Below are 24,332 nucleotides of genomic sequence, written 5' to 3' on the forward strand. Positions count from 1 at the left end.
TAGTGATTATAATTCTTATGATCCATAGAAACAGACAAAAAAATATCAACAAATACAAATGATTTCTGGTTGATTTAAATAGGTTTTTCATAGCGTTTTTTAATTTGATGTTCAATGATTAAGGTTGTTATAATTCCTAGAGTATAAGCAGCTAAATCTCCAAAACTAAATGATGTTCCTAAAATTAATTTTAGTGAGTTTGCATAGTCTTCAGGACACAAATTCTGAAGTTTTGTTAATTGCAAAAACTCAACCAAATAAGCAATTCCTAAAACAAAAATTGCTGTTTTTAAGTTTGATAACTTGACAAAACTTTTAATAAAAGCATACAAAAGTATTACACACAAATAATCGCCAAAAGTATGTCTTATAAAACCTGTTGCATATTTTGCTATCAGGATTTCTGTTGCCAGTAAAATCAGAAAAAGAACAAAATATTTTAAATTGAATTGCATCATAATTTATTTTTTACAAAAGAGCAAAACCTCAAAAATAAATTTGGTGGAGGTTTTGCTCAAATCAACTAACTACTAACTAAGTTTTAATATCATTATCACTTGGACTGCAAATCCAAACCCAACTTTGCATTAGGGTAAAAAAAACAGTAATAAAAAAAATACATACAAAATTTTTAAACCCAGAACTTATTACAAATCCAGCACAAAAGCAAAAAATAAGAATCGCACTGTAAGGAAAGAATTTTTCAAAAATCTTTTCATCACTTAAAATATCTCTAGCCGAATAATATATGATTAGAATACTCACAGAGATGATAAGAGTACAAATGATGAAAATCAGTATAAATGAGAAAATTATATAAGGACCTATAACAAATATTGTATCAATATCCACAAATGCAACTTGTATCCAAAAAAGACAAAAAGCTAAAGTGGAAGCTTTCAATAATGTGAAAAATGTTTTATTTGAGCTATTCATTATTTGATTTTTAAATTATCCAATATCATTTCTTGCCAAGAATTGTGGTTCAAATAATTAATGTAATCTCTGTGTTTGGAATTTATTTTTATGGCTTTTTCACCCTTAATATTATTTTTCTCTATATAATCTTTCAGTAAAAAGGTATTGTTGTAAGAAAGGTTTATCAAGTAATCTAAATCTATTTGTTCTGCGTAATTAATGTTGTAAAAGGTTACTAATTTATCCCAATTTATGGTTGATGAAATGATAAGAATGGTAAAAGCAATTTGTGAGTTTTTTCGGAACAAATACCATAAATTTTTCACTTTTGTTACTTTAAAAAATGTAGTTATTAAACCAATAGCTGTTAGTAATAAAAAGAACAAAACTCCAATTCTTTTGTAGGTCAATCCAAATGAAATCAGGTACTCCACATTTTTTACAGCAGTAATTAAAATCATTATTAAATTTAAAAAAATCCAAACAAATGTCAAGGTTTTAAGATTTCTATTTTCTTTTATAAAGTTGATGCTTCCTCTAAAAAAATATAGAATTATTAAAATAGCAAATATGCTTGAAATAATAATTGCATTGACTCCTGTATGCACTTGTTGTGATAATTCAGGAGCTGTCATTTGATGTATTTCTGATAAATACAAGATATCAGTTGCTAAAAAAACAAGAATAAGAATGTTTAAAGAAATCAATAATATTACTCCTAATTGTAATTCATTACTTAGTTTTTTTGAATAATCAACTTCAAAGTTTTCTTTTTGTAACTCATTGTTAGTAGATAAATCAATGGAAGTCAAAGGTTCTACAGTTACAGCATTTGTAATATTTCGAAACAAATAGTAACCAAAAGCTGTAAAAATTAACCATTGAAAATTAATAAACCTGAAATCTATATTTTTAATTAGTTCGTCAAATTTCGGATTTCCATTTCTATACAAATTGATAAAAACAATTACAATAACTAAAGGAATTCCAATAATTTTAAACCAATATTTATAGTTAATATTTCTTTTTTTTATGTTCTCAGTTTCGGTATTTAATTTTTCGAAGTGCAATACAAAAGAAGCTACAATGGTTGTATAAAATCCGTTAATCCAGTTTATATATATAGATGATTTCTGATTTGAAAGACTGCCAACTACAGTGAAAAAAGAAAGAATATTTGCTATAATTGCTAAGTTAGATCTATATAGGAAAATTGTAATTCCAGTGATTACATAAAAAACAGCTTTTGTCAAATTGTTTTTTTGAGAGAATATTTTTGGTTTATTTACAACTAATATAGTTGTTGTAACTATTGAAAATAGCAAGTAATTAATACCTATATTTTTCTGATAAAACAGTAAAGTGAATAAAATTGCTCCAATTATGATTAAGATATTTATTCTTTTTTCAAATTTTCCGAGTTGTTGATTGTTTGTTTCCATTGTTATAAAATTTGTTGTATTTGTTGTATTTGTTGTATTTGTTGTTTTGTAAATATGCCTTCTCTAATTTCTTGGAAAGAAAAATGCAATAGGTTCTCATATTTAAAATGATGAAACTGGTTGCAGTTTCTACCCAATTTGTAAGATTTTATATAGTATTTGTAATAATCAGGAAGTAATAAAGTTCCAATAAATAGAACAGCTAATAAATAAATACTCATTTTTCCATTGCCAAAACAGACGTATTGCAGAGCAATTTCATCTTCTACTTTTGTACCATAACCTGTTAATAAATGATAGCAATCGTGCCTTTCTACTTTTGGTAAAAGTTCAAACCCATTTGTCTTTAGAAGTAAACCCAAATGATAACCAAAGCTTTCTTTAGAATAAGAGAATAGTTCTTTAGAGCTAATTTCCCAAGGTTTTTTGTTTTTAAATTTGATGTACATTTTTTGTGAATGTTCAAATAACCAGTATATAAAATTCTTTCTCATGATGTTTTTAAAGCACTTTGAAAAACAAAGTAAATAGATAAAAAAATAGCATTATTTATTTTGTATTAATTTTTCGAGCGCTTCAATATGTTTTTTAAATTCTATTTTCCCTAGTTTTGTAACATAATATTTTGTGTTTGGTTTACGTCCAATAAATTGTTTTTCTACTTTTATAAAATCTACTTTTTCCAAGGCTTTTGTATGGCTTGCTAAATTACCATCTGTTGCTCCCAGTAATTCTTTTAGAGTATTAAAATCGGCATATTCATTTACCATTAGAACCGACATTATTCCTAGTCGTATTCTATGATCGAAAGCTTTGTTTATGTTATGAATAATGTTTTTCAAAAACCTATTTTTAAATTACGAATTTACATCGAATTTCTATCATACTTAAAGTACATTAAAGCACCATAAATAATGTGCATAATTCCAAAACCTAGCACCCAAAACCAAAATCCATAACCAGGATACAAAGCTGAAATTAAACCTAAAACTATTTGAGTGTAACCTAGATATTTAATGTCTCCCAATGTATATTTTGATGCATTTAACAAAGCCAAACCATAAAAAAGCAGCATTAATGCACCAGTTTGTCCATATTTTTGGTTGTTTAAAATAATGATAATGTAAATTCCTCCAGCCAATAAAGGCACAATAAAACTGGTTAACAATCTTTTGGTTAACGAATCCCAAATTTTCTCATCGTTCTTTTTTGCTTTTTTCGTGGTTAAAAATATAGCAGTTCCAATGCTTAAAGAAGTGATTATTACCAAATCTAAAATTATCAAACGAAATATTTTTCCATCTAAAATTAAATAGTCTCTTCCACTATTGTTTACTAACCAATAGGCATAGGCAGCACCAATTAAGGCGTAAATACCTGCTAAAATACCAGACAATCCACTTAAGGAAATAAATCTTGATGATTTATTCATTAATGTTTTAATTTCTGATATGTCTCTTAAATAATCTTCTTGACTCATTTTTATAAAGAACTTTGAATTGCAAAGTAAATAAATATTTTTTACTTCAGCAATAAAAATTTAAAAAAAGTTTATGTGATTATTTTACAACAACTCCATAAGTAATATGAGCAACACCTAAAATAAAAAGAGACGAATACCAGTAGCTAGGAATTAAAAAACAAATAATGGCAAAAAGTATGCAAACACCAGACATTATAAGAAGTTCTCTGCCTTCTTTTTGTTTGAATAGAAACAAAATTGTCGCATAAATAACTAAAAATATAGGAGTGAGGTAAGCTGTATGTCCTTGTTTAGATAAAAAATAGAGCGTTAGAAACAGGATGAGAAAGCTTGAGGTGTATTTATACAAATTTGATTTTGACGCCTCATTCCAAAGTTGAACTTGTTGCTTTTTAGCAGTTCTTTTTCCATTATAAAAAAGCGCTGAAGACGAAAATAGAAAAGCAAGAGATACCAATGCAGTTATTAGAATTACACTATTTTCTTTGACAGAAAAATCCGAAAAATGCTTATCCAAAAAACCGTCAAGAATAGATTTAATTGCATAAGCAGCAATTAAAATATAAATACCAATTTGAATGCTGGTAAATCCTTTTAAAGAAAAATTTCCTTTTAAATTATCTTGCTGGTTCATTAATTTTATAACTTTCGCGAAATATACAAAAAATGAAACCTGCAGAAGATTACATTTTAAAACAACCAGAACCTTTTAAGTCCATTTTGTTGCATTTACAAATTCTGATTGAAAGTAGATTTCCTGAAGTCGATTTACAATTCAAATGGAAAATTCCTTTTTATTATTTGAATGATAAACCTTTTTGTTACTTAAATCCGTCTAAAAAGAAGGGCTATGTAGATGTAGCTTTTTGGGTTTCTGCTCATTTAACAAAATATAATGAGCTCTTAATTTCAGAAAACAGAAAAGTAGTAAAATCTTTAAGATATTTTAATTTAGAAGATATTGATTCTAAAGTTTTACTGAGCGTTTTAGACGAAGCGCATCAATTAAAAGACAATGGTTTTTATAAGAGGAAATAAATACTTCTAAACATTTTTAGTGAAGTATAGTTTTTTATTTAGTTCTCGATACAATTTTTAGTTCCTCAAAATCATTCGAACTGACATATAAATATATATTTATTTTATTTTTATTTTAAAATGCAAAGCATCATTTTTATTGATGTACAAAACCAAATCTGTATTTCTCTTTGGATTTTTTATGGTTAAAGTTGTAATATTTTTTTCTAATGTAATTAGTGGTTTTTGAGCTAAATTGTTTCCTTTAAGTGTGCAGAAAACTAAGGAACTAGAATCTAGATTTTTAAATTTTAGATGAATATCTTCTGATAATGTAAGATTGATAATTCCACTTTTAGGAGAAATCAAATCTGCTTCCAGCCCTAAAAAAGTATTGGTGTAAATTGGCTGATTGTAGAATTCTTCTAGAGTAAATCTCCTAAATCGTAAAACCCAAATCGATTCTTCAGGAAAATGTGTTTTATAAATTTTATGATAAGGTATATTAAAAAAATACTCATTAAAATCTCGAATCCATTTTCCATTGTATTCATAACCTGCAGCCCAAGTTGCATCTAAAACAATCCATTTATCTTCAATTTTAACTGCATTCCAAGCGTGGTTTGAATCATTTGGAATGTTGCCTATTTCACTGGCATCATTTCTTACATTTCCTTTAATTACATCAGATTCTATGTTTAAGAGATCGCATACTTTTTTAAAAGATTGCGCATATTCTTCGCAAACGCCCATTTTATTTCTAAAAGTATCCGCAACTAATTTATCTTTTATAGCTTGTAGTTTCTGTTCTTTTTCGGCTTCAGAAGAATATCTAAATCCATAACTTCTTTGTCTTGGATTGTAGAATTCTTTTAAATTATAACGAATATTTTGTGTCAACCAAAAGAAAGCAGCTCTGGCTTTATCAAGATCTGACGTAAAATCTTTTTCAATTTGAGTTGCTAAATCTTCAACTTTAGAAAACCTTGGGTATTCTAGAACTTTGGCATCCACATTTTTAAAGTTCTGTGAAAAAGTGCTAATTGATAAAAGTAATAAGAGATTAAAAAGAAGTTGTTTCATTGTAGATTGTTAAACAACTTTAGAAGTCAAATATTGTTCCAAAATTTCGATTTCTGTCATTGCTGTGCAAACAGGAATCTAAAATAAGTTTTTATGGATTCCTTCTTTTTTAAACAATGGTAAATAGCTGGCAAAATATGCTAGCCCTGATTGAACGGTTTGTCTGAGCTCTTTTGAGGAACGAAAAAAGCGAGTAGTGAAAGCAGGAAATAGCTTCTAAAAAAATAGAGAGTATTATTGCAAATTATTCACAGTTTTACGAATGGCAACCAAATTACTTAATAACTTTTCTAAATTGTTTAAATGCAACATATTTGCGCCATCAGATTTTGCATTTGCAGGATCGAAATGTGTTTCTATAAACAAGCCATCTACATTATTTACAATGCCTGCTCTTGCAATGGTTTCAATCATATCTGGTCTTCCACCTGTAACTCCAGCCACTTGATTTGGTTGCTGCAAAGAATGTGTTACATCTAAAATTGTTGGTGCAAAAGCACGCATTTCTGGAATTCCTCTAAAATCTACAATCATATCTTGATACCCAAACATGGTTCCTCTATCTGTAACCCAAGCTTTATGATTCCCTGCATCTTTTACCTTTTGAACAGCGTGTTTCATAGAAGCTGGACTCATAAATTGTCCCTTTTTTAAATTCACAACTTTTCCAGTTTCTGCAGCAGCAACTACCAAATCTGTTTGGCGAACCAAAAAAGCAGGAATTTGCAAAACATCTACATATTCTGCTGCTTTTTGAGCATCAGAACTTTCATGAATGTCTGTAACAGTTGGCACATGAAAAGTTTCAGAAACTTTGCGTAAAATTTTTAATGCTTTTTCATCTCCAATTCCAGAAAAACTATCGATTCTACTTCTGTTTGCTTTTTTAAAACTGCCTTTAAAAATATACGGAATTTCTAATTTGTCAGTAATTGTAATTACTTTTTCAGCAATTCTTAATGCCATTTCTTCTCCTTCAATAGCACATGGTCCACAAAGTAAAAAGAAGTTGTTTGAGTTAAGGTGTTTTATATTCGGAATTTCAGATAAAATCATTTCAAAAAATTTTGGGTAAAAATACAAAAAAATAAAGGGGTAAAAGTGCTATATTTAGCCTTTATAAAAAATCAAATCAATGAAAAAAATATTTATAATTTTAATAGCATCTGTATTTATAATTTCTTGCGAAAGCACAAAAAAAGTTACGAATACAGATACCAAACCTTCTGTAACGAAATCAGTAAAAACTTCTTTTTTTATTGATTCTTTAACCGTAAAAAAACATTTATATACACTTGCTTCAGATGATATGCAAGGAAGAAAACCAGGGACAGAGGGTATTGAAAAAGCTGCACAGTATATAGAAAACGAGTTTAAAAAATTAGGTTTAACTTATTTTGAGGGTTTAGACTCTTATAGACAAACATTCAATTTTACAGATAGAAGAAGCCAAGAAGAAATTACAAGCGCCAATATTATAGGAGTTTTGGAAGGGAAAAGCAAGACAGATGAATATGTAATAATTTCTGCACATTATGATCATTTAGGAATGAAAGAGAGTGGAGAAGGAGACCTAATTTTTAATGGTGCCAATGATGATGCTTCTGGAGTTACAGGTGTTTTGGCATTAGCAGAATATTTTAAAAAAATGGGTAATGAAAGAACCATTGTTTTTGTAGCATTTACAGCCGAAGAAATGGGCTTAATAGGTTCAACTCATTTTGGGAAAGATATTGATGCTAGCAAATTTGTGGCAGGAATTAATTTAGAATTGATTGGAAAAGTGCCAAGTTTTGGACCCAATACAGCTTGGTTAACGGGTTTTGAACGTTCGGATTTTGGGAAGATTGTTCAAAAAAACTTAGTAGGTTCTGGTTATCAATTATTTCCTGATCCTTATAAAAGTTTTAATTTATTTTTTAGGTCAGACAATGCTTCTTTGGCACGTTTGGGAGTTCCTTCTCACACATTTTCCACAACAGCAATTGATGTAGATAAAGATTATCATCAGGTTTCTGATGAAGCAGAAACTTTAAATATGACCATTATTACCCAAACAATACAAGCAGTTGCAAAAGGGACAGAAAGTATTATTAACGGAAGAGATACACCTACAAGAGTTGTTTTAGAAGAGAAGAAAAACTAAGTTGAATGAAGAATTTTAAATATTTCTTTCTGTTTTTATTGATGAGTTGCTCATCATCTAAAGTGATTACAGATTACGACTCTCAAATTAATTTTGATGATTTTAAAACCTACAGTTTTTTTGAAGATGCTGGAAAAGGTTTGAATGAATTAGATGTTAAAAGAGTAACAGAATCTATAAAATATGAATTAGACTTAAAAGGATTGCAAGAAGTAGAAAATCCTGATTTTTATATCAATGTAATTTCTAATATCTCTGAAGTTCAAAACAATAATACTATTGGAATTGGTATTGGTGGTGGAGGAAATAATGGTGGTTTTGGAATTTCTGGAGGCATACCAATTGGAGGGAAAAAACTAAATGAAGAATTGATTATCGAGTTTGTAAACGCAAAAACAAATTCTATTATTTGGGAAGGTATTTTAAATTCAACTATTAAAGAAAAAAGAAGTCCTGAGGAAAAAGTACTACATTTTAAAAATATTATTCCTAAAATATTGGCAAAATATCCACCAGAAATAAATAGTAACAATTAACTGTTTTCATGCTGATATTTTAGCAACTCATCTTGAAATTCTAAACTAAAAAGAGCCACATCCTGTCTGTTTTTTAAATTCAATTTTGTAACAACATGTTGCAAATATGAATCTATAGTAGATGGTGTATTTCCCATTTTTTTTGCCAATATATTTCTGTCAGTAGTGTCTTTTAATAAAATAGTTAACTCTAACTCACGTTTACTTAAATCTGATATACCATATAAAGAATCTGTAAAAATATTTCGTAAATAAGAGTTTCTTTTTTTTAATAAGTTTTTCATGGATTCAGATTCATATTTACCATGGTTTACAACGTTGTAAATAGTATCAAAAAAATCTTGATAGCTACTACCTTTATACAAAAAACTCATAAAACCACTTTCTTGCACTTTTTTCATTACTCTGTATGAGTTGTAATTTGTATGCGCAATAAGTTTAGAAGTAGGTTTTAGTTTTAGTATTTCTAAACAGATGTCAAAACCATCAAATGTTTCATCTTTAAATTCTAAATCACAAAAAATTAAATCCATGCTTTTACTGTTGACAATGGATAGTGTATTTCTTAAATTATTTGTAAAGTAAAATGTAGCATCTGGTACTACTTTTAAAATTCGGTGTTTTAAACCCTCTTCAATAATTGTATGATCATCAATAATTAAAATATTCATAATTAAGAGGTATAGGGTATGTTTATGTTGATGGAATAGCCATTGTTTTCTGCTGTATCAACCTCAAAATTTCCATTCATTAAAAGAATTCTATCAGCAATATTTTTAAGCCCATTTCCAGTAGTTTTGTGATTAGATCCTATACCATTATCAGAATAATTTACCACTAAATTAGTGTTTTCTAATTCAATATTTAAGCTAGTTTCAGTGGCTTTTGAATGCTTTAGATTGTTGGTAATTAACTCTTGAACTATTCTAAAAACATGTGTGCTGTATGGTTCTTTTAAAGATAAACTTATAGGTGATATTGTTTGCTTATATTTTTTAGTTTCAGTTTCTTCAGGAAAAATATCAAGTAACCTGTTCATAAACATTTCACCTTCTGTAGAAGTGTTGTTTAGTTGATGAGATAAATTTCTGATTTCATTATAAGAATCTAACAATTGATGCGATAATTCCATGTTTTTACTTTCAGTATTATGAGCCAATTTTATCAAGTTGCTAGCAATGCCATCATGCAATTCTCTACCAATTCTCCTTTTTTCGTTTTCTGTACTTTTTATTTCTGTGGTCAATAATTTTAACTCTTGTTGCTTTTTTCTTCTGTGCATAAAAAATGCTCCAAAAAGTACAACTAATAGCAAACCAATTAAACTTAATTTGGTATTAAAACTTGATTTTTGGAGTTCAATTTCTTTTTGCTGACTTTCATTTTCTAAAAGTAATATTTTATTTTCTTTCTGTTCTGTTTCATATTTAGTTTCTATGTCTTTTACCAATTCTAATGAGGTTAAATTTGATAAACTATCAGCTAAAATTTTAAAATCTGATTGATGAGAAAATGCATTTTTATAATTATTAGAAGCAGCATAAATTTTTGATAACACTTTGTGAGCATCTCTTTCAAACTCTGTTTGTTTTTGCTCTGTGGCTTGTGCTAAACCTTTATTAGCATACAAAATAGCTTTGGTAAATTGTTTTTGTTTGTAATACGTATCACCCAAGCCAATATAAACTACTGCTTTTTCTGCTAAAACAGCATCAATAGAATTCATAATAATTAATGCTTCTTGGTAAGATTTTTCTGCTTTTTTTAATTGATTTGTATCCAAATAAATTGCACCTAAATTCACCAAAGAAAGTACTTGTCTTCTAATATCCTTTTTTTCTTTTGAAAATTTTAAAGTTCTATCAAAATGATAAGAAGCCTTTTCTAAATCGCCTTTGGTATAATAAATATTTCCAAGCTGATTTTCTATGTTTGTGTTTAAATAATCTCCTAAATTATTTTGTTTGATAATAGCTTGAATTTTAAAACAATACTCTGCACTTTTATCATATAATTTCTGACGAAAAGTAATTAAAGAAATATTAAATAAAGAAATAATTTCTCTTTTAGGAGCATCTAAAACTTTATACAAATCAATGGCCTTAAAAAAATAAGTCAAAGCTTCTTTGTGTTTGTTTTGTTGTGAGTGTAAAGAACCCAAATTAGCATAAGTAGAAGCAATGCTAGAGGTGTCTTTTACTTTTTCAAAACACTCAATAGCTTCATTGTATTTTCCAAAAGCAGCTGTATAATCTGTTTTTTTGTAATAGGTAATTCCTTCTCTCATTAAAGCTCTACCTAACAAAGCAGTATTTTTTTTATCTCTAGCAATAGTTATTGCTTTTGATGAATAAATGAGACTAGAATCTAATTTAAACTGGCCTCTTAAAGCAACAGATTTGCTAATTAAGTTTTCAATTTCTAAAGAATCTGTATCAATGTTTTTAGTTTGAGAGACTGTAATTATTGTAATGTAAAACAATAAGAAAGTAATTGTCTTTTTCATTTGGTAGAATTTTTCAACTAAAATAATCTTTTTTTTCTAGTTATAGAATCAATTGTAAAGTTACAATCTATTGATTAATAAAAACATACGAATGTTGCTATGTCTCAATTTAAAAACACCTTCTATTTTTGAATGTATAAAAAACTAAAAAAGAAAGCTGATGAAAACAGAAATTCACAAAATTGTAAGGAAGACATTATTGTTAGTTGCTTTATTTGTAATAACCAATTGTATAGCACAAAACTTTAGATCTGTTTGGCGTACAACTTCACCAAATGAATCTATAACAATACCAACAATTGGCTCAGGATACAATTATACAGTAGATTGGGGTGATGGAAATTCTGATACAGGACAGACTGGAAATGCAACCCATACTTTTACAGTAGCTGGGGACTACACAGTAACCATTTCTGGAATATTTCCTAGAATTTATTTTAATAATAGTGGTGATAAAGCTAAAATAAAGTCAATTTTAGAATGGGGATCTTCTATAAATTGGACTTCTATGGAAGGTGCTTTTTATGGTTGTACTTCTTTAAGAGATTTACCTTTAATTGATACACCTAATTTATATGGAGTGACAAGTACTAAAAATATGTTTCGTGAATGTTATAATATTGGTAATGAATCTCAAGTAGATTTTGGAACATTTGAAGCACAAAATACTCAATTTAGTGCTTGGGATACCTCAACAATTATAGATATGAGTTCTATGTTTAGAGAAAATTCTGGATTTGAGTTTACTATTGGGAATTGGAATGTTTCCTCTGTAACAAATATGAGTTCTATGTTTGAGTCTGCTACATTTTTCAATCAAAACATAAGTAATTGGGATGTTTCTTCCGTAGAAAATATGAGTGCTATGTTTTCTTATGCCTATAAATTTAACCAACCTATTGGAAAATGGGACGTCTCCTCTGTAACTAATATGAGTGAAATGTTTTTTATTAATGATGATTTTAATCAACCTTTAGAAAATTGGGATGTTTCTTCTGTAGTAGATATGAGTTCTATGTTTAGTGGATCATTAACTTTTAACCAAGATATTAATAATTGGAATGTATCTTCTGTAGAAAATATGAATGCCATGTTTAAATGGACTAATAGTTTTAATCAACCTTTAAGTAATTGGAATGTTTCTACAGTAACCAATATGAGTGAAATGTTTTCTTTTAGTGAGTTTTTTAATCAACCAATTGGTAATTGGGATGTATCTGCTGTAACTAATATGAACTCAATGTTTAATGATTCTTTAAGATTTAATCAAGATATCAGTAGTTGGGATGTTTCTGCTGTTACAGATATGACAAATTTATTTTTAAATGCACCAATATCTCAAGAAAATTACGACGCTTTATTAATAAATTGGAGTGCCCTAAATTTACAAAATGGTTTAACTTTTAATTCAAATCTTGCAAACTATTGTTCTCAAGCTGCTGTAGATGCAAGAGCAAATATAATATCAACAAAAGGTTGGACATTTATTGATGGAGGTGTAGATTGTTCTTCTAATTATTTTACAACTACTTGGAAAACTAATGAAAATGCTTCTTCTTCAAATACCACTATAACAATACCTACTAGTGGCACTGGTTATAATTATGATGTAGATTGGGATAATGATGGTACGTTTGACGATTTAGGAGTGACAGGAGATATAACTCACAATTTCGGAGCTGTAGGGACATACACCATAAGTATAAAAGGCGATTTTCCAAGAATTTACTTTAATAATAATGCAGATAAAGATAAAATTTTATCAATTGAAAATTGGGGAACTTCAATAGCTTGGACAAATATGTCTAATGCTTTTGATGGATGTTCTAATTTAGTAAACAACGCAACAGATATACCAGATTTATCGGGTGTAACCAATTTAACAAGTATGTTTAAAGATTGTACCAATTTAGGAAATGGTTCAGCTACAAACTGGAACTCATGGGATACTAGTACAATAACAAGTTTAGCACAAACTTTTTTTGGAGCTTCTTCATTTAATAAAAATTTAGACAGTTGGGATGTATCTAAAGTTACATCATTATTTAGAACTTTTGAAAATGCTACCTCTTTTAACGGAAATATTAGTAATTGGAATGTCTCAAAAGTAGAAGATATGAACAATACGTTTAATACTGCATCTGCTTTTAACCAAGATATTTCAGGTTGGGTTACTTCTGAAGTAACGAATATGGCTGGGATGTTTTTTGGAGCCTCTTCTTTTAATCAAAAAATAGGTAATTGGGATGTAACTAAAGTTACTAATATGTACTCAATGTTTGAAAATGCCTCTGCTTTTAATCAAAATTTAAGTGATTGGGATGTGTCTTTAGTAACTAGTATGTTTAATCTTTTTGTTGATACTTCTTTATCGACTGCAAATTATGAAGCTGTATTAATTGCTTGGAATGCACTCAGTTTACAAAATAATGTTTCTTTTCATGGAGGGAATGCCAATTATTGTTCTCAAGCAGCAACAGATGCAAGAGCAAATATGATTGCATCTAATAATTGGACGATTTCAGATGGTGGAGTAGGTTGTTCATCTACAGATTATTTTATAACTACATGGAAAACCGATAATACAGGGACTTCTTCTAATATATCAATTACAATTCCTACAACAGGTAATGGTTATAATTATGATGTAGATTGGAATAACGATGGTACGTTTGATGATTTAGGAGTTACAGGAAACATTACCCACGATTATGGAGCTGTAGGTACTTATACAGTTGCAATAAGAGGAGCTTTTCCAAGAATATATTTTAATAACGAGGGAGACAAAAATAAGATACTTTCTATTGAACAATGGGGTTCTAACTATTGGACTTCTATGGAAAGCGCATTTACTGGTTGTTCTAATTTAGCAGTTAATGCAACAGATGTACCAAATTTATCTAAAGCAACAAGCATGCACAAAATGTTTCAATTCTGTAATAATGTTGGTTTAGCAACAGGTACAGATTGGAATTCTTGGAATACTTCAACCATTTCAGATATGGAATACTTGTTTGAAGGTGCTTCCAATTTTAATGTGAACATTAATAATTGGGATGTTTCCTCTGTTACTTCTATGTATTCTATGTTTAGTGGAGCTTCTAATTTTAATCAAAATATTGGTGGTTGGGATGTATCCAATGTAACAAACATGATAGCAATGTTTAGTGGAGCATCTTCTTTCAATCAAGATATTGGAAATTGGAATGTTTCTAAAGTAACAGGTATGAGTCATATGTTTGATCTTGCAGAAAATTTTAATAAAGATATTGGAAGCTGGGATGTTTCAAGTGCAGTTAATATGGATAGTATGTTTAATGGAGCTACTTTATTCAATCAAAATATTGGTAGTTGGAATGTATCCAGCGTAACATCAATGTATGGTATGTTTAGTGAAGCATCAACATTCAATCAAAACATTAATAATTGGGATGTGGCAAAAGTTACAAACATGGGTGCTATGTTTATAAACGCAGAAAATTTTAATCAAAATATAGGTAGCTGGAATGTTTCTTCTGTAGAAACTATAGAATCGATGTTTCAAGGTGCAACAAGTTTTAATCAAAATATAGGAAGTTGGGATGTTTCTTCAGTAATTAATATGCTAGTCACTTTTGACGCTGCAAGTGCATTTAATCAAAGTATTAGCAATTGGAATGTAAGTAAAGTAACAAATATGCTAGGTATGTTTAATAATGCATCATCATTTAATCAAAATATTGGAACTTGGGATGTTTCTTCAGTAACAAATATGAATAGTATGTTCTCAGGGGCATCATCATTTAATCAAAATATTGGCAGTTGGGATGTATCTAATGTAACAAATATGAACAGTATGTTTTCAGGGGCATCATCATTTAATCAAAATATTAATAACTGGGATGTCTCTTCTGTTACAAATATGGGACATATGTTTTCAGGAGCATTATCATTTAATCAAGATATTGGTAATTGGAATTTATTATTAGTTACGAATACAGGATATATGTTTCAAAATGCAACATCATTTAATCAGAACATTAGTAATTGGAGTATGTCTTTAGTAACAGATACAACTTCTATGTTTGAAAGCGCAACAGCATTTAATCAAAATATTAGTAGTTGGGATGTGTCTTTGGTAACAGAGATGGTATATATGTTTAAAAATGCAACCAATTTTGATCAAAACTTAGGGAATTGGAATGTTCAAAATCTACAAAATTCAAATGAAATGTTTAATGGGGTTACTTTATCAGTAGAAAATTATGAAGCCTTATTAGTTGGTTGGAATGCGCAAAATTTAAGAAGCAGTGTTACTTTTAGTGGAGGCGACTCAAGATATTGTTCTCAAGCTGCAGTAGATGCAAAAGCAAATATGATTGCATCTAATAGTTGGATTATTACAGATGGTGGAAAAATAACTGAAGTAACTTGGACTGGAGCAACAAATGACAATTGGAATATTGCTACCAATTGGGATTTTTGTGTACCAGATTCAACTATAAATGCAACAATTCCAGATGATGCAGGGTTTATTCTTGTTAATTCTGCAGCTAGTGTGAACAATTTAACTTTTGGAGATAATACAACAATTTATATAGGGGGCTTTTCATCTTTTGATGTAGAAGGAAATATTGATAATGGAAATGCAGGTGATATAGTGCTAGTTTCAGGAAGCTCAATAATTGTAAAAGGAACAGATAATATTGGAGATGTAGATGGTCTTTTTACATATCATATGATTAGTCTAGATAATAAATGGCATTTAATCTCTGTTCCTGTAAAATCAGAATTTAGTAATGATACTTGGTTAAATAATAATTTTATAGATTCTGGGGTAGGTAATAATAGAGGAATAGGTGTTTATAATAACAGTATAATTGCAACGAGTAACTGGAATTATTTTCAAACTGGAAGCTCAGAAGTTGAATTTAATCAGGGGCAAGGTTATAGCTTAAAAAGAGCAACAAGTGGAACAGTAAGCTTTAGTGGAGAATTTCCAAATGCGGATGTTAATTTAACTATTGCTGTTGGAAACCCTGAGACAGCAGATGAAAACAGATGGAATTTAGTTGGTAACCCTTATCCATCTTATATTAGAGCAAGTGAATTAATAGCAGCAAATACAACTAATTTAACAGACACACATGAATTTGTATATGTTTGGGACACTACTTTAAATGCAGGTGTTGGAGGATATAAACCAATTGCAGGATCTTATTATATACACCCAGGACAAGGCTTTTTTGTGAATGCAGCGAATTCTAATGCCGATAATTTTACCATTGCAGAAAGTTTACAAAGTCATCAAACAGGCGTTACTTTTTATAAAAGTAGTACACCAAAAATTACGCTTTCTGTTACTGATGGAACTAACATACAATCTACAGAAATTAGATACGAAGAGAATTCTACAACAGGTTTAGATCCAGGTTTTGATGCTGGTACTTTTACAGGTACTTCAACAAACTTTAGTGTGTATTCACATTTGGTAAGTAATAGTGAAGGTGTAGATTTTATGTTACAATCACTGCCAAAAGATAATTATGAGAATATGATTATTCCAATTGGTGTAAATGCTACTTCTGGAAAAGAAATTAATTTTTCAGTGGAAGCATCAAGCTTACCATCAGATATTAAAGTGTTTTTAGAAGATAAAAAAACAAATACATTTACAAGATTAGATGAGTCAAACAGTAATTATAAGGTTATTTTATCCGAAAGTCTAAATGGAATTGATCGCTTTTACTTGCATACTAAATCGAGTGTTTTAAGTGTTGGCGATGTAAATATGGATGGGATTAGTATTTATAAAACTAATAACTCTAATTTAAGAATTGTTGGTTTATCTCAGGAGAAATCAACTGTAAAACTATTTAATATGCTTGGCAAGCAAGTATTAACTACTTCGTTTACTTCTAATGGTGTTCACGATATTTCTCTACCTAAATTAGCAACTGGAGTTTATATAGTTCAGTTAGAAAACGAAGTTGGCAAGTTGAATAAAAAAATAATTTTAGAATAATAACTAGAATTTAAAAACATAACACATTATGAAAGATCAAAATAAAATACAGAATATTACTCGTAAACAAGCTATCAAAAAAATAAAAAACTATGGTAAATATGCAGCTTTATCAGCATTAGGAACTTATTTAATTTTAAACCCCCAACAATCACAAGCTGCTTCACCTGAAGCTCCAGGTAGTGGTTTTTAATACTTTTAAATAGTTATAAAGAATTTTTTTAAAAAAATATAAATTTTTTAATATGAAAACCTTAAATATTACATTATTAACAATATTAATTATTGCAAGTACAAGTTGTCAAAAAGAAGATTTTATTACAGATTTAGCTACTGTAACTCAAGAAAATCAATTCCAAGGAAATTTGATTCGGTTAGGTGAAAAGTTAGAGAATCCTTATAGCGTTAAAAATATGCGTAAAGCTTATCAAAATATAATGGAAAAATTTCAAATAAAATCATCTCAAATAATAGAATCAACAATTAAAACTACACATTTATATGTTCGTTTTTTACCAAAAACACAAGAAGAATTTCAAGTTTTACTAGACAATGCATCTTTAGAATTGTTCGATTTTCCTTTAGATTATATAATTGTAGGGGAAGGAACTTATTATCATGATCCAAAATTGCCTAATACAGAAATAACATGGCAATATGCTGCAGTAAAAAGAGATTTTATTTTCCCAAATTTAGAGTATGAAATATTAGAAGAATTATTTTTACCTGAATCAATTAAAGAGTCAACAAATTTAAAAAATACCGAGGTTTGGGCTTTTTTAGATGAACTTGAAATTGAAGCATTAAAACATACAGGAAACTATAAAAACAACGAAAAATCTGTGTTAAAATCAAATAGTAATGCTAGCAAAACAACATGGAAACCAAATGGTACTATAAAAGTTTATGATGATTTTTTAGATTGGATTCCTGTTGTGGGTTGTAAAGCTAGAGCTAGAAGTTGGTTTACTGTAAAATCTGATTTAACAGACGAAAACGGATACTTTTTTATTAATCACGATTTTAAAGGCTCTGTAAATTATAGTATAAAATGGGAAAGAGAAGACTTTGATATAAGAAGTGGTAATTGGGGTCAGGCATATTATAATGGACCCAATTACGATGAAAAAAAATGGAACTTATATATAAAAAAAAGCGGATTAAACTGGACTTATGCTCATGTTCATAGAGCAGCTTATATGTATTGGTATAATAATAATCATGGTGTTAAAACACCTCCTAAAAATTCGCGTTGGAAAAGAAAAGTAAAAATAGGTGTTAAAGATGAGTCTGGAAGAGCTTTCCATAAAGTACAACGCAGATTTGTTAATTTTCCTGAAATAATAATCTACAATAGTCAACTTTTAATTAATAACGATGGCTCAACTACAAGTGGTAATTTAGATTCAAAAGAAATATATAACACTACTATTCATGAGTTGGCTCATTGTTCTCATTGGGATTTGAATAGGACAACATATCTATTAGCAGATGATATTGTTGTAGAAAGTTGGGCTTTAGGTGTTGCCTACGTATTTACAAATTATGAATATGGTTCTGATATTTATGATTGGAATTACTTTGCAGATTTTCAGGTGATAAAAAACCATTTGGAAGGTGAGTACACACCTTTAGTAGTAGATTTAATTGATAATATTAATCAAAGAGTAGTTTATGATTCTCCTAGAAATTCTGTCAATTGGTTAACAAGAAGAGTTCGTCCTATGGATAGAGTAACTGGCTTTAACTTAGAACAAATAGAGAATGCTTTAAAAAGCTCAAAAACTCTTATTGATTGGAGAGACAACCTAAAAAGACTCTACAATATATCAACAGATGAGAAAATAGATGAGTTATTTGATAATTATATTAATTTATAAAACTAGTTATTTTTAATAAAATAAAAAACAAGACCCTTTAGGTTTCAAAAAAAACATAAAAGGTCTTAATGTTTTTTTTTGTCAGGCTTTTCTAAAACTGATATCTAACTGCCAAAGCAACATTAGAACTTACACCTTTCAATCCACCTGAAATTCCTATTTCTGGTCTATAGTCTATAGAAACTAAAACAGGCGCATCAAAATTATATTCAATACCTACAACTCCAGCTCCATAAATTCCTGTTTCACCAGCAGAAAGAATTCCACCACCAAAACCAGCATACCAATTAAATTGTTGTTCTAAAGTCCAAACCCATTGATACAAACCTGTAGCCTTAAAATTATTAAATTCATTTGCCAAACCTAAATCTACTTCTAATCTGTTGTTGCTACCTAAAGCTCTTTGATAAGAGATTTCTCCACCTAAACCATTTCCACCTCCAAAACGCAAACCGATCGCATTTTTAGAAATTCCTTGTGCATTTATAGTAAATGCTGCTAATACTAAACCGAATGTTAAAAGTATTTTTTTCATGATTGTTAATTTTAATTTTAATTTAATTTGACACAAATGTATAGCTATTATTTAGTTTAAATTAACTCATTCAAATAGTTTATTAGCACAGATGACAAATTTTTATTTTTCAATTTTTAAACGAATACCTTCTGAATGACTACTAAATTCTGGAGCATACATGCTTTGTATGGTAGAAATTCCGTTGCTAAAATTCCCAGCGTTATTTACACGAACATCATATTCAAAAACGTACACTCCTTTTGGAATTCTATCAAAAAAGAAGTTGGTTGCTGCGTCTTTTGTACTTTCATAATAACCTAAATTATCTTGCCATTTGTAAGTAGATAAAACATTAATTGGCTCAAATCCAGAAGCTCTCATGTCTTTTAAATGGATAAATTCCATATCTCTATCTGAACGTAATTCGATTCTAACCGTCATTAAATCACCTACTTTTAAGTTGGTGTTTTTGTTGATTTCTTTTAACTCTTTCCCAGTATCCGAATTTACTTTTAAGAATAATTTTTTATTCAATTTTAAAGGAGTTTCTGCAGATGTAATTTTGTCTAAATCCTCAAAATATTGCCAATACAAACCTCCCCAAGCAATTCCGTTTTCTTTTTTGTTGATGGTAACTGTTGCCATTTCTGGAGTTATTTCATTTTCATTCCAAGACGTTTTAAAATAACCAGTTCCAGCTTCCACTTTTATATCTTGCATTTTTGATGGATTTATTTCTTGATTTCCAACTTTTACAGCAACAGTTTCATCAATTGAAATCCAATCACTGCCATTTAATAACAAAGCATACACAGCTTCTGTAGTTGCTTTAGTCGTTTTCCAACTATTGGTTTGCTTGTTTTTTAACAACCATATTTTTAAATTATCTATCGTTTTTACATTATTTTCTATTTCAGAAAAAACTTCAATCATCAAAGCTTGGGTTTCTACAGGAGCTTGATAATAAAAATAACCAGCAGTATTTTCTTTCCAATACATGCCTAATTCATCTGAAGTAATGGAATTTTCTTTTAATGATTTTAAAATCTTGTTTGCAGTCGCTTTTTCATCATTTCTAAAAAGTGATAAAGCTATTTGTCCTTTCGCATATAAATTATATTCGTTCCAGTATTTTTTAGTTTGATTTTGATAATAATCAACAGCAGATTTTGTTTTATCATTCAAAGAAATAGCATCATAAAAACTTCGCATGTACAAATACTGAATGGTAAAATAGCCTAAATTATTTTTAGATAAATATTCTTCATATTTCTTTTCGCCTTCTTTTTTAGATTTTGATTCTTCTTTAATTTTTCGAGCATTTTCGAGCAATTTTTCATATTGATTTAAAAATTCTTTGTCTAAAAACAATACAGATTTTTTAATCATACTTTTTGTTTCTTCATCAAAATTGGTAACTCCTAATTTTTGCAAATGCCCAAAACCTGTTGCAATATGTTGCGTGATAAAAGTACTTTCATATCTACCACCTTTAAACCAAGGAAATCCTCCAGAACTCATCTGAATATCTTTCAGTTTATTGATGGTTTTCTCTTGCTCGTTTTTCATTTTATTCAAATCGAACAACAACGCAATTCTCTTTTTTTGTTCGGTTTCAGATTGTGCATCTCTTAACCAAGGCGTTTCTTGAATTATCAATGATTTTAATTCTTGATTTTTTTCTAAGTTCGATAAAAGTGCATCAGAATTTTTCCAAGCATTAAAAACTTCTTGAATTTTAGGATCAGAATTCGCCACAAAACTCGCCAAAGTGTTTGCATAATATCTAGAGAAAGTTTGTTCTGCACATTCATAAGGATATTCCATTAAATATGGCAAAGCTTGCACTGCATACCAAACAGGATTGGACGTCATTTCCAACGTTAATTGATGATTTTTTAATGTTGATGAGGTTGTGTTTTTTAATTTATCTAACGTAAAAGTTTTAGTTTCATTAGATTTCACAAACATCGAAAGTGTTTCTGTCACCAACATTCTGTTGGTTAAAACAGGCAATACATTTTGCTCTCCATCAGAAAAATCACCAGCTTTTACCACAATTTTATATTGCACAGCTTGCAAGTTTTGTGGAATTGCCAAATTCCAAGAAACGTTGGTGTTTCCATTTTTTGCAACAGAAAAGCCCACTCTGTCAGTGCCTGAAATCTCTCCCAAAGGGAGAGAACCACTCTTGCTTAATAATTTTTGTGTAATTTCTTTTCCAGAAATAGCGTCTGTTAAAATCAATTTTGCAAAACCACTCAATTGATTGTTAGTTAAGTTGGTAATTTTTGCGCTGAATGAAATGGTGTCTTTTTCTCTTAAAAATCTTGGAGCGTTTGGAACGACCATTAATTCTTTCTGAGTAACAGTTTGTAATGTTTTTGTTGCTGATTTTAAAGTTTTGGTATGTGCTAACAATTGCAATTTCCATCTTGTAAGAGCTTCTGGCATTGTAAAAGAAAAACTTATTTTTCCAGTTTCATCGGTTTTTAATTGAGGAAAAAAGAATGCAGTTTCTTTGAAATTTTCTCTAGCTTCTACTTTTAATAATTCTTTATCTATTTTTTCTTGACCTGCTTTTGTTGTTATAATTACAACTCCATTTGCACCTTTCGAACCATAAATTGCTGTTGCTTCTGCATTTTTTAAAACTGATAAATTAGAAAAAGCATCAGGATTTAAACTTTTCATTTCTTCAGCAGAAATTATTTTTCCATCAATAACATACAAAGGTTGATTATCTTCTGAATAACTTCCATAACCTCTTATTTTAACTTCTTTTAAATTTACTAAACTTAGTGGGATTTCACCATCTTGTACTTCTATACCTGCAACTTTGCCAGAAAGACCAGAAACTATATTTTTTTCTTTAGTTAAAGTTCCATAGCCCATAACTACAATTTCCTCTAAAGCATTTTCATCAGCATCTAGACTAATATCAATCATAGTTTGTTTATCAACTAAAATTTCTTTTGTTTTAAATCCTAAATATGTGAAAACTAAAACATCTCCTTTTTTAATTTTGATAGTATAATTTCCATCAAAGTCGGTTTTTGTTCCAAAAGTTGTTCCTTTAATTTGAACATTTACTCCTGGTAAAGGCTCTCCATTTTCATCAGAAACTGTTCCTGTAACTGTTCCTTCAAAATCTGTTCTTGTGCTTTCAATTTTATTTTTAGTTTCTCTTAAATATTGTTGATTCAACCAATTATTACTATTCAAACTAAAACCAAACCAGTTGTAAGAATCGTTGGTAATTCTAGGAAAACCATAATAGTTTCTCTGGTTATTTCTAATATTAAAACTGGTATTTTTAAAACTTTTATAAGCGTTACTAACGTTGTAAGAAGAGTAGTTTTGTTTTGGTGAAACAGGATTAAATTGCCAATAGTGTGCTTTAAATTCATCTAAAGAAGCATCGTACATAGAAGCCAAAACTTCTGCAGCAATTGCATCGTTTTTATCATTTTTAATTGTAAAACTCCAAGTTTCATCTTGCCCAGGTTGTAATTTGTCTCTAAAAATATTGGTAACAATTTCGATGTTATTTTCTTGTTGTTGTGGCACGTTAATCAGCAAGTTTCCACTTTCAAAATCGTTGTAATTTACATAGTGATATTTTATAGCAAAACCACCAACATCATTTTTAGTAACCGGTATTTTGATAGTTTTTGTTTGGTTGTTAAGTTTAATGAGTTTTGTATCAACTATTTTATAATTCTTTTCAATTTGTACAACAACAGTTATATTTTTAGAAGCAGAACCAATTTGTAATTCAACATTATCACCTATGTTGTAAAATGTTTTGTTGGTGTTAATGGTAAATACCTGATTGTCTGCAACTTTATTCTCTTTTGATGAAAATAATGTAATTCTTTTTTCGTCTTTAACTTCTTGCCCAAATTTATCTTCGCTTTCTAAAATAACAATATATTTTCCTGAAAGCCATTTTTGTGTGTTGTCTAATTTGAGTTCTTTCCAAGTTTCTGTATCAAACTTTTTGGTGAAAACAAGTTCGCCTTTTTCCCAATTTTTAGCATCAGTTTCATCATTTGAATATGGGTCGTTTGGAAATAAAGTTCGAAATGTATTTTCTGAAATATCTTGATAATCTGGAGCTTGCCAAGGTCTTTTTCTTAAAGGGTTTTTTGGCGCTTTTAACTTGTAAATTGTAAGAGTTCCTTTTGCAGCAACAAACTCATCATTTAGGTTTTTTGTATCAATTTTAATGATGGTTTCTTTGGTGTTTTTATCAATATTCTCATCCATAGAAATAGTCGCAATTAAAGAATGATAGCCAACTTTTACAATTGTTGTAGCACTTCTAGTTTCGCCATTGATGTCTGTAACATCTGCAGTAATTTCGTAATTAAAAATGGGCAAACTTTCTTTAGAAACGCTTTCATCTGGCATTGCTTTAAACGTAATTTCAAATTCGCCTTTCTCATTTGTAACGTTTTCACCATCTGTAATTTCTTGCGATTCTGAACTGTAATTTAGTCTGCGCCAATAATACCAATTGGGGTATTGTACTTTTCTATGAACTCTATAAACCACTTTTGCATCTGTAATATTTGCGCCAGAAAAAGCTTTTGCAAAACCTTTTATGGTAACAGAATCGTTAATTTTATAACTTTCTGTAATCGGTTTAAATTCGGTTTCAAACTTGGGTCTTTTGTATTCTTCTACTGAAATTTCTGTAGAATTATAGTCGAATTCATAATCTTTATTTTCATAAAATTTGCTATCATGTTCAACGCTTTCATCAATTTCAATAGAAAACGCACCTGTTAAACC

Annotated in this window: 18 protein-coding genes; 6 read left to right on the forward strand and 12 right to left on the reverse strand. The window is 29.1% G+C overall.

The features are described from left to right. Positions 1-74: 74 nt before the first annotated feature. From WAO74_RS07900 to WAO74_RS07925, 6 genes are all read right to left on the reverse strand, one after another. Entirely contained in the window at positions 75-458 is a 384-nt protein-coding gene (locus tag WAO74_RS07900; RefSeq protein ID WP_422161009.1) for a DUF2809 domain-containing protein, read from the reverse strand. Between the two features lie 477 nt (positions 459-935). Beyond that, positions 936-2,171, reverse strand: coding sequence for a DUF4153 domain-containing protein (locus WAO74_RS07905; protein ID WP_422161010.1), 1,236 nt, complete (start codon positions 2,169-2,171; stop codon positions 936-938). Positions 2,172-2,362: 191 nt separating this feature from the next. Next, the gene (locus tag WAO74_RS07910; RefSeq protein ID WP_422161012.1) at positions 2,363-2,809 is read right to left on the reverse strand and encodes a Coq4 family protein; all 447 of its coding nucleotides are present in this window, start codon (positions 2,807-2,809) and stop codon (positions 2,363-2,365) included. A gap of 96 nt (positions 2,810-2,905) precedes the next feature. Next, positions 2,906-3,202: a winged helix-turn-helix domain-containing protein gene (locus WAO74_RS07915; RefSeq protein WP_422161014.1), complete on the reverse strand. Its 297-nt coding sequence runs from the start codon at positions 3,200-3,202 to the stop codon at positions 2,906-2,908. A 23-nt stretch (positions 3,203-3,225) separates the two neighbouring features. Continuing rightward, positions 3,226-3,840, reverse strand: a complete 615-nt coding sequence (locus WAO74_RS07920) for a hypothetical protein (RefSeq protein WP_422161016.1) — start codon at positions 3,838-3,840, stop codon at positions 3,226-3,228. A gap of 79 nt (positions 3,841-3,919) precedes the next feature. Beyond that, positions 3,920-4,477, reverse strand: a complete 558-nt coding sequence (locus tag WAO74_RS07925; RefSeq protein WP_422161017.1) for a hypothetical protein — start codon at positions 4,475-4,477, stop codon at positions 3,920-3,922. A 32-nt stretch (positions 4,478-4,509) separates the two neighbouring features. Between WAO74_RS07925 and WAO74_RS07930 the strand changes: the two genes are divergently transcribed. After that, a complete protein-coding gene (locus tag WAO74_RS07930; protein ID WP_422161019.1) occupies positions 4,510-4,881 on the forward strand; it encodes a DUF1801 domain-containing protein in 372 nt (123 codons plus the stop codon). A gap of 99 nt (positions 4,882-4,980) precedes the next feature. On the opposite strand, the gene WAO74_RS07935 is transcribed toward WAO74_RS07930, so the two are convergent. Together WAO74_RS07935 and kdsA are read right to left on the reverse strand one after the other, a co-directional pair. Continuing rightward, positions 4,981-5,943, reverse strand: coding sequence for a transglutaminase domain-containing protein (locus WAO74_RS07935; protein ID WP_422161020.1), 963 nt, complete (start codon positions 5,941-5,943; stop codon positions 4,981-4,983). A gap of 234 nt (positions 5,944-6,177) precedes the next feature. After that, positions 6,178-6,999: a 3-deoxy-8-phosphooctulonate synthase gene (gene kdsA, locus WAO74_RS07940; protein WP_422161021.1), complete on the reverse strand. Its 822-nt coding sequence runs from the start codon at positions 6,997-6,999 to the stop codon at positions 6,178-6,180. A gap of 79 nt (positions 7,000-7,078) precedes the next feature. On the opposite strand from kdsA, the gene WAO74_RS07945 reads away from it, so the two are divergent. Both WAO74_RS07945 and WAO74_RS07950 read left to right on the forward strand, forming a co-directional pair. Then, complete coding sequence (locus tag WAO74_RS07945) at positions 7,079-8,089, forward strand: M28 family peptidase (protein ID WP_422161023.1); 1,011 nt, start codon at positions 7,079-7,081, stop codon at positions 8,087-8,089. Between the two features lie 5 nt (positions 8,090-8,094). Continuing rightward, complete coding sequence (locus WAO74_RS07950; protein ID WP_422161024.1) at positions 8,095-8,625, forward strand: DUF4136 domain-containing protein; 531 nt, start codon at positions 8,095-8,097, stop codon at positions 8,623-8,625. Here the strand turns inward: WAO74_RS07950 and WAO74_RS07955 are convergent. Together WAO74_RS07955 and WAO74_RS07960 are read right to left on the reverse strand one after the other, a co-directional pair. Next, the gene (locus WAO74_RS07955) at positions 8,622-9,296 is read right to left on the reverse strand and encodes a response regulator (RefSeq protein WP_422161026.1); all 675 of its coding nucleotides are present in this window, start codon (positions 9,294-9,296) and stop codon (positions 8,622-8,624) included. The two genes, WAO74_RS07950 and WAO74_RS07955, sit on opposite strands and share 4 nt — an antisense overlap. Positions 9,297-9,298: 2 nt before the next feature. Then, positions 9,299-11,131: a tetratricopeptide repeat-containing sensor histidine kinase gene (locus WAO74_RS07960; RefSeq protein WP_422161027.1), complete on the reverse strand. Its 1,833-nt coding sequence runs from the start codon at positions 11,129-11,131 to the stop codon at positions 9,299-9,301. A 160-nt stretch (positions 11,132-11,291) separates the two neighbouring features. On the opposite strand from WAO74_RS07960, the gene WAO74_RS07965 reads away from it, so the two are divergent. From WAO74_RS07965 to WAO74_RS07975, 3 genes are read left to right on the forward strand one after another with little or no spacing between them, the layout of a single operon-like run. Further along, a complete protein-coding gene (locus WAO74_RS07965; RefSeq protein WP_422161028.1) occupies positions 11,292-17,135 on the forward strand; it encodes a BspA family leucine-rich repeat surface protein in 5,844 nt (1,947 codons plus the stop codon). A 28-nt stretch (positions 17,136-17,163) separates the two neighbouring features. Further along, on the forward strand, positions 17,164-17,328 hold the full coding sequence (locus tag WAO74_RS07970; protein WP_422161030.1) for a hypothetical protein: 165 nt from the start codon (positions 17,164-17,166) through the stop codon (positions 17,326-17,328). A 52-nt stretch (positions 17,329-17,380) separates the two neighbouring features. Beyond that, positions 17,381-19,015: a hypothetical protein gene (locus WAO74_RS07975; protein WP_422161032.1), complete on the forward strand. Its 1,635-nt coding sequence runs from the start codon at positions 17,381-17,383 to the stop codon at positions 19,013-19,015. A 91-nt stretch (positions 19,016-19,106) separates the two neighbouring features. On the opposite strand, the gene WAO74_RS07980 is transcribed toward WAO74_RS07975, so the two are convergent. Further along, positions 19,107-19,550, reverse strand: a complete 444-nt coding sequence (locus WAO74_RS07980; RefSeq protein WP_422161033.1) for a hypothetical protein — start codon at positions 19,548-19,550, stop codon at positions 19,107-19,109. A 102-nt stretch (positions 19,551-19,652) separates the two neighbouring features. Next, on the reverse strand, positions 19,653-24,332 hold a 4,680-nt coding region (locus tag WAO74_RS07985; protein ID WP_422161035.1), incomplete at its 5' end, for a carboxypeptidase-like regulatory domain-containing protein.

Origin of the sequence: Polaribacter sp. (assembly GCF_049276715.1) — a bacterium.
Taxonomy (GTDB): Bacteria; Bacteroidota; Bacteroidia; order Flavobacteriales; family Flavobacteriaceae; genus Polaribacter.

What these genes read in the sequence shown, in the direction of transcription:
- WAO74_RS07925 (WP_422161017.1), bottom strand. Translation starts at nt 4,477, where the DNA reads ATGAACCAGCAAGATAATTTAAAAGGAAATTTTTCTTTAAAAGGATTT.
- WAO74_RS07970 (WP_422161030.1), top strand. Translation starts at nt 17,164, where the DNA reads ATGAAAGATCAAAATAAAATACAGAATATTACTCGTAAACAAGCTATC.
- WAO74_RS07960 (WP_422161027.1), bottom strand. Translation starts at nt 11,131, where the DNA reads ATGAAAAAGACAATTACTTTCTTATTGTTTTACATTACAATAATTACA.
- WAO74_RS07935 (WP_422161020.1), bottom strand. Translation starts at nt 5,943, where the DNA reads ATGAAACAACTTCTTTTTAATCTCTTATTACTTTTATCAATTAGCACT.
- kdsA (WP_422161021.1), bottom strand. Translation starts at nt 6,999, where the DNA reads ATGATTTTATCTGAAATTCCGAATATAAAACACCTTAACTCAAACAAC.
- WAO74_RS07965 (WP_422161028.1), top strand. Translation starts at nt 11,292, where the DNA reads ATGAAAACAGAAATTCACAAAATTGTAAGGAAGACATTATTGTTAGTT.
- WAO74_RS07945 (WP_422161023.1), top strand. Translation starts at nt 7,079, where the DNA reads ATGAAAAAAATATTTATAATTTTAATAGCATCTGTATTTATAATTTCT.
- WAO74_RS07930 (WP_422161019.1), top strand. Translation starts at nt 4,510, where the DNA reads ATGAAACCTGCAGAAGATTACATTTTAAAACAACCAGAACCTTTTAAG.
- WAO74_RS07980 (WP_422161033.1), bottom strand. Translation starts at nt 19,550, where the DNA reads ATGAAAAAAATACTTTTAACATTCGGTTTAGTATTAGCAGCATTTACT.
- WAO74_RS07955 (WP_422161026.1), bottom strand. Translation starts at nt 9,296, where the DNA reads ATGAATATTTTAATTATTGATGATCATACAATTATTGAAGAGGGTTTA.
- WAO74_RS07950 (WP_422161024.1), top strand. Translation starts at nt 8,095, where the DNA reads ATGAAGAATTTTAAATATTTCTTTCTGTTTTTATTGATGAGTTGCTCA.
- WAO74_RS07910 (WP_422161012.1), bottom strand. Translation starts at nt 2,809, where the DNA reads ATGTACATCAAATTTAAAAACAAAAAACCTTGGGAAATTAGCTCTAAA.
- WAO74_RS07900 (WP_422161009.1), bottom strand. Translation starts at nt 458, where the DNA reads ATGATGCAATTCAATTTAAAATATTTTGTTCTTTTTCTGATTTTACTG.
- WAO74_RS07920 (WP_422161016.1), bottom strand. Translation starts at nt 3,840, where the DNA reads ATGAGTCAAGAAGATTATTTAAGAGACATATCAGAAATTAAAACATTA.
- WAO74_RS07975 (WP_422161032.1), top strand. Translation starts at nt 17,381, where the DNA reads ATGAAAACCTTAAATATTACATTATTAACAATATTAATTATTGCAAGT.